The sequence below is a fragment of the Methanosarcinales archaeon genome (genome assembly GCA_014859725.1).
Classification (GTDB): Archaea; Halobacteriota; Methanosarcinia; order Methanosarcinales; family Methanocomedenaceae; genus Kmv04.
Map to the genome: position 1 here is coordinate 1 of JACUTQ010000080.1, position 10,006 is coordinate 10,006.

Here is a 10,006-nt window from a genome sequence, read left to right on the forward strand (position 1 = left end):
TCCAGGATTGTAAGATCCATCCCGTTATTAAGCAAACCGAAGTGCTGTTGCTTTCACCAGGCAGTGCCATAGTGCTTGAAATAATTGAAAATAAGGTTAAAGGGAAAATGATCCGATGTACGATGCAGTTATTTTGATTATGAAAAATCCTGACATATTCGATACCCAATGGTCATTCACTAACCAAGAGTAAAGATCAGATCAGCTCTATGCATGTCAGTACCCTCAAGTTCGGCATTGCTCATGTCCACAAAAATGAACCTGGCATCCTCAACATCCATATTGTTAAGATTGGCATTACTCAGGTCAACAAATACCAGGAGGGCTCCGTTTAAGCTAGCACCTTCCAGGTTTGCATTACTCATATCTGCAAAAATCAATCTTGATCCCTCCAAATGGGCACCACTGAAATTAGCATTACTCAAATCAATGAATATCCGGTTCATACTTTGTGCACCGTTCAAGTCCTGGCCACTTCGGGCCTCTGCCCGGGGTGCAGCCTGCCAGGTCAATGCAATTGCAATAACCCCAATAACGATAACAGTCCCCAGCAGTATAAAGAGAATATATGTCTTTCTTGATTCACTATGAGTTGCCAGAATATCAAGACCAATAAGAATAAGGATAACAGGCCAGAAACGCCAGACTGTACCCCAAAATCCTAAGGGAAGCATTCCAATATTGTTAAACAACAGAAATAAACCAATTATAACAAGGACTAAAGGACCCAATATCCCCAATCGCTGTTTCATTCATCTCACCGCGCGTTTAAAGAGCAGTCCTATCCCTATCAATATTAATAACAAGGCCAGGAATAGATCAGAACGCACCCAGTTTAAAAGGTGAAAACTATTAAGCAGGAAATAAGCACCAAGTAAAATCAGGATGACACCCAGCCATGTAGTATTTTCATTTTTTTTTTTGGCAGGTGATTCATCCTCCCTGCTCTCGATGGCACCTTTCACCTGCTCGGTCATCCCTTCTATATTCTTTTCAATTATGTCTTTTTGCGGCAGGTCTGCCTGCTCTGCTTCAGGCATTATGATGGCCAAAATAATATATAACAAGATACCAACACCATCAATTAGAACAAGCACTACAAATGCCAGTCTCACGATCACCGGATCTACCTTGAAATACTCTGCAATACCTCCACATACTCCCCATATCACATGGTCGGTCTTACTCTTGACCAACCGCTCATTTTTGGGCATTTGATCTTCGATAAAAATTCCTCCCTTTATGTCTATATGCTTTCTAACAGATGACATTTATACTATTTGCACAGCCCCTACTTAAACTCAATGATCATCTTATCTGCGGTACTCTTATTAATTGTAAAGACGTTTTGATAAACATCATACAGTGAGCGTATCCCATATGTACGATATATTAACACTGATCGTTTATACAGTCAATCAATGGTTAGCATTTATCGATCCGGTAACCTATGATTTTTTTGAAAAGTTCGGACTTGCTGCATTGATAGGCATACTTATAGGTATAGAAAGGGAACGCAAATCAATACGTGGAGATATTTTTGCAGGGGCCAGGACTTTTACTATAGCTTCGATTTTGGGGATGGTAAGCACATATATTGCCATACATCAGAATGCATTTTCCATATTGTATCTTACCATGATATTCCTGATTATCATCTCTACTGTCATGATCTATGTAAAAAATGTAGTCTACCGGCAGGTAGGAACTACCGGTGGGATTGCCTTATTCTTTGTTTTTCTAATGGGAGTGCTGGTTGCCTATGATTATTATTTATTTGCAACCATGGGTGCAGTAGCTGTTACATTCTTGTTGTTGGAAAAAACCACTTTCAGAACATTTGCCACAAACCTGAATCAGGATGAAGTAACAAATGCGGTCCAATTCTTGATAATAATATTCATACTATTCCCTATGACCCCGAATATTGTTATCCTGGATATAATAAATCTGAGGTATGCACTGGGTATTGTTGTGATCGTTTCTGCCATCAGTTTTATAAGTTTCCTGCTTATGAAGACGGCAGGACCGATGCGTGGTATACCCATATCAGGTCTAATAGGTGGTTTAGTAAACAGCGAAGCTACAACAGGCGCCCTGGCGTCTCTTGCCAGGAAAAAAGAGACCTATATCAGTGTCTGTTATCAGGGTATTGTATTATCAAATGCAACTATGCTCATCAGAAACCTGGTAATAGCTTTTATAGTTGATCCATCAGGAAATGTTTTGATCATGATGATCCCACCCCAGTTATTTCTTACTACTGTTAACCTGGGGTTAGCTGTTAAGGAAAAAAGAACAGACCAGGAGAACCTTGAAACCCTTGAGATCGAATCACCATTTGCTTTAAAACCTGCCTTCAAATTCGGGTTTGGGTTCGTAGTGCTGATCATTCTGGCCAACTACCTAAATCTTAATTTCGGATCGGTTGGGGTATTTTCTTTGGCATTGGGTGGATTGGTCAGTTCTGCAGCAGTTACGGCATCAATAGGTGCTCTGGCCTTTAAGGGTTCTATAACCCCGGCAACAGCAGCACTTGTGGCGATATTGGCAAGTGTGATCAGTACATCCAACAAGATTATTTTAGTGAGATATTCTGGTTCAGAGAAACTGAACAAAAAGGTACAAAAAAGTTTCTTGGTATTGATTATTGCGGGAGCAACAGCATTTATAATATGGGCAGCAGCTATCTCTTTATTATGATGGGGTCATTACTTCTCAGTACGCTAATATCATTGGTATAATTAATATAGGAATATGCTTATTTAATCATAAATTCAAATATTAAAAAAACAAGTATTATCAGGAGATAAAAAATATTATGAGTGATGGTGTTTTTAAAGGATATCCTACACGTCTGGATGATCTTCCAATTATGGTTGCAAGTGATTGTATTGAAATTGGGTCTTTCTTTCCCACACCATTTCATGATATTGAATCGATTTTTATTGAATGTGGTGGCGCAATTATTCTACGAGAGTAAGTCTTTTTACAGAAAAATCCTCCCTGATAACGGATATTTCCAGTCATATAAAGTCATACATTATATCAAATGAAAAATATTTTATGAACAGTTGTCACTGTAATAAAGTGGTTTAGAAAAAAATATAACAAGTCTGTGTTATTTTATCAAGTTTTAATCAGATTCTTTACACTTTTGAAAGGTATATGGTATTTTTTCGATATTTTAAGCTCTGCAAGATTAGTTGCATCTTGAAAAGCCATCCCCTTTGCCACGGATATGTCCCGTGTTTCACAAATTTCGTTAAGTATTTCAAATGTATCCATTGCTTATCATTTCTTTTAATAGATATTCTTGCATTTAAAACTATTTGATAATGATTTATAATAACAAATCAAAAAATAATTGAATTGTATAAAAAATAGGTTGAATATGTCTAATAAGATATAATATTCTGAAAACCTTCTGATCACTCTGATTTTAATATTACCTGAGGTAATATTTCTTAACTACTATTAACCGTTTTTTCTTCTGAATAACAATGTTCCAATGATGATCATCATCCAAAAGCCCACCAAGTCAATCCACTCATATAATTCAATAACAGGACAGGTCATAATAACCTCGAATATTACCTTTAAAGCAAAGAAAAAACCAGCAATAAAGAAAGCAAGATACAAATTCTCCCTTCTAAACATCATTATCAATAACCCGAGCAGCATTACTATTATCGCTGATACCAGATCTCTGAAAGTATCCATCATGATAACAGAGTAGATAATATTGGCTGCCCCGCCAATTATTAGTGGAATGGCAACGATCTTCCATAAGCGAATTTCCATGAAATATTATTCCCGTTACTTACACTTATTAATCTTCCCAATTTGATTCTTACCTATTAAATAAGTAAACAATTATGTTTAACATACCCCTTTAAAATAAGTGCTTACAATTAATATATAGAAATGGAGTCCAATATTCTCATTGATACATATAATCGTAAAATAACATCCTTACGGGTATCGATAACCAGTCAATGCAATCTTAATTGCTTTTACTGTCATAATGAAGGACAGAGCGGGCATGAATCAGATATGAGTGCTGACCTCATTACCAACATAATAAATACTGCTGCGAGTCTGGGTGTAAAACGGGTAAAATTTTCTGGTGGTGAGCCCCTGTTGAGAAAAGATTTCGAAAAAATACTTGCTGATCTTCCTGAATTAAATAATGTATCTGCCACCACAAACGGAGTGTTATTATCCAAAAGAGCTGCAGGGCTAAAAGCTGCAGGGTTGGACAGGGTAAATATAAGTCTGGATACCTTAGACCCGAAAGTTTATTCAAAGATATGTGGATGTAATGGGAATACCCACCAGAAAGTTCTGGATGGAATCTATGCAGCTGTAGATGCGGGTCTGATTCCTGTTAAACTGAATCTTGTAATGCTCAAGGGTTTAAATTCAGATGAACTTGATGATATGATCGAATTTATTAGAAGATTTAACGGGGACGTTATCCTGCAGATAATAGAACCGATGGATTTCGGCAGTGTACAACATGTGAGTATGGATGATATTGAAAAGAAATTGATTTCCAGGGCATCCAGTGTCACAGAGAGGAAAATGCACCGCAGGAAGAAATATCTGATAGATGGCTCGGAAGTTGAACTTGTGAGGCCTATTGATAATTCGGAATTTTGTGCCAACTGTAACCGTTTAAGGGTGACTGCCGATGGAAAATTGAAACCCTGCTTATTGAAGAACGACAACCTTGTGGATGTGAGCAATGCCTGTGAACATGATCTTCCCTCATTATTTATCCAGGCTGCAAAAAGACGGGAACCCTTCTATAAAGGAAATTAGTTAATAGAAAGCAGGAAATCAAGGACCATTGTTGTGAAATATGTCTCTATGATTGCCGCAATGAATATCAACGGAATGATCACAATAAGATAGATCCTGATAGCATTTAGAAATTCATATTTAAGGTCTACTTGTTTTATTTGAAATATTTTTTGAAAGATACGTACACCCAGTTTCATACCGATACTTGCGCTTGTAAATGTTATGGGAATTTCGATTATACCATGAGGGATCAAAGTGATAAACACTAATAAGAAACCATATTGGGAGGCAAATTGAAAAAATACAATTCCAATAAGGATCCCATTCGTCAGGACTATTAAAATTGATGGGATACTAAAGAATATCCCGGAAATTATCAAAACGAAATTTACCATTGCATTATTAGAAAAAATAAAAAGCATAATTTCAAAATGGGATGCACCAGAAACAATATCAATTTTTTTTTGAAATTCATTTATAAGCTCATTCACAATATCAAACTGGTAGATGGCAAATAAATAACCGGCTATGATACCCAACAAAAACACAATACAGGTAAGAATAAAATATGGTCGCAAAGATTTCAGGTAAATTAACATTTCCTGTTTTTGCGGACCGATTATGGTGTTATAAAAAGTTTCTTTCATGCTGCAAATAACATACTTATTGTATTTCTGGTAGCCGGTGCCAAACCCAAAACAATTATTATTAATTTCATCAGGTCTTTAAGTTTCCTCGATTCCTCATCCTCTTCGAAACGTGTGTCAAGAATATATATTACTGGTATGAATATTAAAAGTTTTAGGGGCAGCATGATACTGGCAGTTCCTGTCAGGTCTATCATAAATGTAGGAACAACATGTTTTTCTATATAATTTAGAAAATCCACTCCGTAGAAAGTAGATGAAGCATCCAGCATGTGTACCAGAATAATACTGATATTAATACGCTGGGTGAACATAGTGTTCCCGGTTTTTTTAGCTATAAGGTATATTAATGCAGTAACTCCAACTGCTAATGCAGGTATGAAAACTAAAGCAGCGGGATTGACGATGTTCTCCTTTAATAACAGAATTCCCAGATTGATAACAGCCCATAATATTCCAGCTGCACCAAATGCTTTTTTCCAATCATCCACTACGCCAAGATCCCTTAGCTTAACAGATAGGAAAAGTAGACCTACAGTTATGACAAACATCAATAGATAAATTGGTGGGGTAATGAACAGGTATTGAACAGGTGGTACGAACATGTCTGCATCTTCAAAGACCCTTAATATAGAACCTGCAACTACATAAGGAATAATCACCTTTATGAATTCCCAATCAGCTTCTACTTTCATTTTTTCAAGCAATTTCATTATACCAAAAATGGATATTCCGAGTATTATTGCCCAGGTTATGGTGTTTACAGGATTGTAACCATCATCAGAAATAATTGGATTAATGTAATATTGAAAAACAAAATCCTGTACCGCTTGCAAAGTCCCCATAATTTATAACCTCTTACGATATTATATGGTATTCACATGAATGTATCAAATATGGACAATTTCAAATCCAGATGGATGATGCTACCTAGAAATGTGGTTGTAGGTGATGGTGTCGTCAATGACATTGGTAACGTCTGTAACGCACTTAAACTTAATGGGAATGCCTTGATAGTCAGCGGACCTACAACGATAAACAAAGTTGGTAAGACGGTTTTAGCTGTTCTTGAAGATTCAGGAAATGATGTCCATTCAGTAATTGTTGAAAGAGCAGAAATGGATGAAGTGCAAAAAGTTGAGCAGCTTATCTCGGAAATTGATTCCAAAACCCCATTGTTCCTGCTTGGTGTGGGAGGGGGAAAAGCTATTGATATTGCAAAACTGGCGTCCATACGAGCAGGATGTAGTTTTATCAGTGTTCCATCTGCCGCTTCCCATGACGGTATAGTTTCATCAAGGGCATCAATCACTCATAATGGCGAGACAGCGTCTGTTGAAGCAGAACCTCCAATTGCTGTTGTGGCCGATACTCAAATTATAGCCAATGCGCCTTACAAATTGCTTGCATCGGGTTGTGGTGACATTATTTCAAAATGTACAGCAATAAAGGACTGGGAACTGGCACATCGTCTTAAGGATATAAAGATCAGTGAATATGCTTCACAACTTTCTATGATGACTGCAAAAATCCTGATGGATTCGGCCAGCTCCATTAAACCCAGGAATCCAGAATCTGCACGAATGGTCGTGAAAGCACTGGTAGCTAGTGGTGTGGCCATGAGTATAGCTGGTTCTTCCCGACCAGCCAGTGGTTCAGAACATAAGTTCAACCATGCATTAAACCAAATCGCTCCAAAACCTGCTTTGCACGGTGAGCAGTGCGGAGTTGGTTCAATAATGATGATGTATCTGCATGGCGGTGACTGGCAAAGTATCAGGCAGGCATTGATTGAGATCGGTGCTCCAACAAATGCAGAGGAACTGGGAATAGAGCCTGAATATATTATCAAAGCATTGATTAATTCACACACTATCCGTCCTGAGCGGTATACTATACTTGGGACTGGATTGACCACAGATGCAGCCGAAAGGCTTGCAAAGATCACTAATGTAATTGATTAAATATACATATTAATAATCTTAAATAAATGTATAAAATAAAAATTACACTTCAAAAGGAGAAATAATAATGGATGAAGATACTACCGTAACATTAATTGGCATAAGAATGGCAAAACCAGGAACCGAATTCATCTTTAGAGGAAAAAGCCTGGATTGTAATGGGTGTAAGGTTAAAAGTACATGTATGAACCTGGATAAAGGAGGTAGATATAAGGTCGTGAGTGTAAAGGATGCTCCATCATTGGAATGTCCTATTCATGATGGGGGTGTCAAGGCAGTTGAGGTGATAAAAACACCCTGGACTGTTATGATAGAGAGTAAAAAGGCGTTTGATGGTTCAACTATTGTCTACGAGTCTATTAATTGTGATGAAGAAGAATGTAATTCTAAGAAATTATGTAACAATCCCGGTCCAATTCCAGGTGAAAAATTTACCATTTTAACGATTGTGGGTGAACCCGAAGAAAAATGTTTAAAGGGATTTGCGCTGAAGATCGTAGAAATGCAATGACAATGTACCGTTAATTTAAAGCATACTGGATACAATGTTGGACGGCAGAACTAACACTAATTTATTTAATCATCATCGGAGGATAATATCATGGGTAAAACCGGTACAACTGAATGGGGCCGAATAAAAGGCAGAAAAGGCAAAGTGAGATTGGTAGAAAAAAGCAACATGACCCACAGACGTCCAGGTCCTGCACAGCGATTCAATTCGGCAGGCACCAAACGCAGGCGATTAGCACGTTCAGAAAAATCAATACAGAAATAAATGTCAATGCGTCTTATAGGCGCTTTCTTTCTTTTAAAATCCATTCTGTTCAACGGGCACGGCCATTTCGATATGGGTTCATGCTATTTCATTGACGAACGATTAGATTTGATGAGTGCTACAAGGCACTCATTCCAAAATCTTTTTAATAAACAACTCTATTCTTATTCTGATTGTAATTGAGTCTTATTGAGAGATTTTTCGGTAAAAAAGAAGAGGTTCCACTTCAGATTTCAGTGGAGTTTAATGAACTGCCAGGTTGGATAGAGACAGAGTCATCTCAGATTTTCGGTGTTCTGCGATCACATATCCAGCAGAAGTATGCTGAGATTAATACAATCCTTGAAGATATCGGTGAGAGCAGAGATCAATTGATAGATGCAAAATTCAGCGATAAAATATATGTTAGAATGGCAAAAGCCGGGGCATCCAACCGGGATAATGTGGTCAAGAACTTGAATATTATAATAGAGAGGATATCTGTTCCAGAGGATACAGACCCTGCTGTTGCTTCAGAATTCTATACGAATGCCAAGTCCATTTTATCAAATTGCCTTGAAAATGCAATTCGGAGCCAACAATATGTGAAATTGCTTTTTCCTGAAGAATATAAGGGTGTTCTTTTCAATCTGAAACACCTGGATGCTGTGCTTGAAGAGCTTAATCTCCCAATAAAAGATGTAAAGGATAAATTGGAAGCATATGAAAGGCTGCCAGAGGAAATTGAGATTATTATTCAGGCCAAGCAGGAGATCGAAAATAAGGATAATCGCATTCCCGAACTTGAGAAAAAGCATGAATCATTGAAGAATGATCTGCCTGGTTTGGAGTTGAAATTGAAAGAGCTTGAAAAAAGTAACGAATTTATTAAAGCTAAGGAACTTGAAAAGCAGGTTAAAACTTGTGAAGAACAGATATTAGTGAGTGATTCTAATATTAGTGAGTTGTTTGCACCATTATCCAAAGCCCTTTCAAGGGTGGTAAAACAGGATAAGAGCGGAAGGCACAGGCTTTCATCTGAAAATAGGAACATTCTTAATTTATTAAGTGAAGACCCAGTATCAGCACTCAAAACCGATATTGCCCCTTTTCTTATTGATTTGAAGACGAGGGTTGAAGATGGGAGTTTGGGGCTTAAACAACAAAAGATGAACAAGATCCTTGAGCAGATCGACAGGTTGGTGGGGACTGATGTCCTGTTGAGGCTTAGAAGTCAAAGGGAGGGATATTCTTCAAAACTTGTGGGGGTGCAGGGGGAGTTAGAGGGACTTACTGTTTATAGGGAGAAAACACAGATTGAAGAGAGGATATCTAAGTGCCGGAACATGATTGATTCTACGGGACTGAAACTGGATACTGAGAAGAAGGACCTTGCAAGGTTAAACAAGGAAGTTGAGAATTTAAAGACAAGGCTGGATTCCGATTTGAGCGATATTTTTGAAAAGGATATTGAAGTGGGATATTAATATGAAATTGATGATAATAGCTCATATTTGATTTAAAATCCAAATTAAATTCATAACAACTAAATTTTCGTCAATAAACAATATCCATAAGGTTACAAATATGCCCGTTTCAAGCTATCTCCTCCGCATCAACCTATCCACAGGTACCACAACCACAGACACCATCCCCCACCCCATCCTCCGCAAGTTCATGGGCGGTAAAGGACTGGCAGCCCACTACCTTTACCAAGAAAACCCGCCCAATTGCGACCCCCTCTCCCCAAACGCACATATCGCCTTCATGAACGGCCCCCCATTGGTGATCGGTTAAGCCCTCCATATATCCATTAATCTCTTCCGATTAAC

The 10,006-nt window shown here is 37.8% G+C and carries 13 protein-coding genes; 8 read left to right on the forward strand and 5 right to left on the reverse strand.

Annotation, left to right across the window (positions count from 1 at the left end):
- Positions 1 to 179: 179 nt before the first annotated feature.
- Together IBX40_07790 and IBX40_07795 are read right to left on the reverse strand one after the other, a co-directional pair.
- Positions 180 to 752 (reverse strand): pentapeptide repeat-containing protein, encoded by a 573-nt coding sequence (locus IBX40_07790; GenBank protein MBE0524217.1) that lies wholly within the window; start codon positions 750 to 752, stop codon positions 180 to 182.
- Positions 753 to 1,214: a PspC domain-containing protein gene (locus IBX40_07795; GenBank protein MBE0524218.1), complete on the reverse strand. Its 462-nt coding sequence runs from the start codon at positions 1,212 to 1,214 to the stop codon at positions 753 to 755.
- Between the two features lie 166 nt (positions 1,215 to 1,380).
- Here IBX40_07795 and IBX40_07800 point away from each other — a divergent pair, with 166 nt between their 5' ends.
- Both IBX40_07800 and IBX40_07805 read left to right on the forward strand, forming a co-directional pair.
- On the forward strand, positions 1,381 to 2,703 hold the full coding sequence (locus IBX40_07800) for an MgtC/SapB family protein (GenBank protein ID MBE0524219.1): 1,323 nt from the start codon (positions 1,381 to 1,383) through the stop codon (positions 2,701 to 2,703).
- A 118-nt stretch (positions 2,704 to 2,821) separates the two neighbouring features.
- A complete protein-coding gene (locus tag IBX40_07805) occupies positions 2,822 to 2,983 on the forward strand; it encodes a hypothetical protein (protein ID MBE0524220.1) in 162 nt (53 codons plus the stop codon).
- 494 nt (positions 2,984 to 3,477) lie between these two features.
- Here the strand turns inward: IBX40_07805 and IBX40_07810 are convergent, their stop codons facing one another.
- Entirely contained in the window at positions 3,478 to 3,804 is a 327-nt protein-coding gene (locus IBX40_07810) for a hypothetical protein (GenBank protein ID MBE0524221.1), read from the reverse strand.
- A gap of 123 nt (positions 3,805 to 3,927) precedes the next feature.
- Here IBX40_07810 and moaA point away from each other — a divergent pair, with 123 nt between their 5' ends.
- A complete protein-coding gene (gene moaA, locus IBX40_07815) occupies positions 3,928 to 4,827 on the forward strand; it encodes a GTP 3',8-cyclase MoaA (protein ID MBE0524222.1) in 900 nt (299 codons plus the stop codon).
- Here the strand turns inward: moaA and IBX40_07820 are convergent.
- Positions 4,824 to 5,456, reverse strand: a complete 633-nt coding sequence (locus IBX40_07820; protein ID MBE0524223.1) for a stage II sporulation protein M — start codon at positions 5,454 to 5,456, stop codon at positions 4,824 to 4,826. The genes moaA and IBX40_07820 overlap by 4 nt on opposite strands.
- Positions 5,453 to 6,301, reverse strand: coding sequence for a DUF63 family protein (locus tag IBX40_07825; protein ID MBE0524224.1), 849 nt, complete (start codon positions 6,299 to 6,301; stop codon positions 5,453 to 5,455). Before IBX40_07825 ends, IBX40_07820 begins: the two co-directional genes overlap by 4 nt.
- 36 nt (positions 6,302 to 6,337) lie before the next feature.
- Between IBX40_07825 and IBX40_07830 the strand changes: the two genes are divergently transcribed.
- The 5 genes from IBX40_07830 to IBX40_07850 all read left to right on the forward strand — a co-directional run bounded on the left by IBX40_07830 (position 6,338) and on the right by IBX40_07850 (position 9,971).
- Complete coding sequence (locus IBX40_07830) at positions 6,338 to 7,420, forward strand: NAD(P)-dependent glycerol-1-phosphate dehydrogenase (protein MBE0524225.1); 1,083 nt, start codon at positions 6,338 to 6,340, stop codon at positions 7,418 to 7,420.
- Between the two features lie 67 nt (positions 7,421 to 7,487).
- On the forward strand, positions 7,488 to 7,931 hold the full coding sequence (locus IBX40_07835; GenBank protein MBE0524226.1) for a UPF0179 family protein: 444 nt from the start codon (positions 7,488 to 7,490) through the stop codon (positions 7,929 to 7,931).
- A 90-nt stretch (positions 7,932 to 8,021) separates the two neighbouring features.
- On the forward strand, positions 8,022 to 8,195 hold the full coding sequence (locus tag IBX40_07840) for a DUF5350 domain-containing protein (GenBank protein ID MBE0524227.1): 174 nt from the start codon (positions 8,022 to 8,024) through the stop codon (positions 8,193 to 8,195).
- A 179-nt stretch (positions 8,196 to 8,374) separates the two neighbouring features.
- Positions 8,375 to 9,661: a hypothetical protein gene (locus tag IBX40_07845; GenBank protein MBE0524228.1), complete on the forward strand. Its 1,287-nt coding sequence runs from the start codon at positions 8,375 to 8,377 to the stop codon at positions 9,659 to 9,661.
- A gap of 100 nt (positions 9,662 to 9,761) precedes the next feature.
- Entirely contained in the window at positions 9,762 to 9,971 is a 210-nt protein-coding gene (locus IBX40_07850) for a hypothetical protein (protein MBE0524229.1), read from the forward strand.
- Positions 9,972 to 10,006 lie beyond the last annotated feature (35 nt).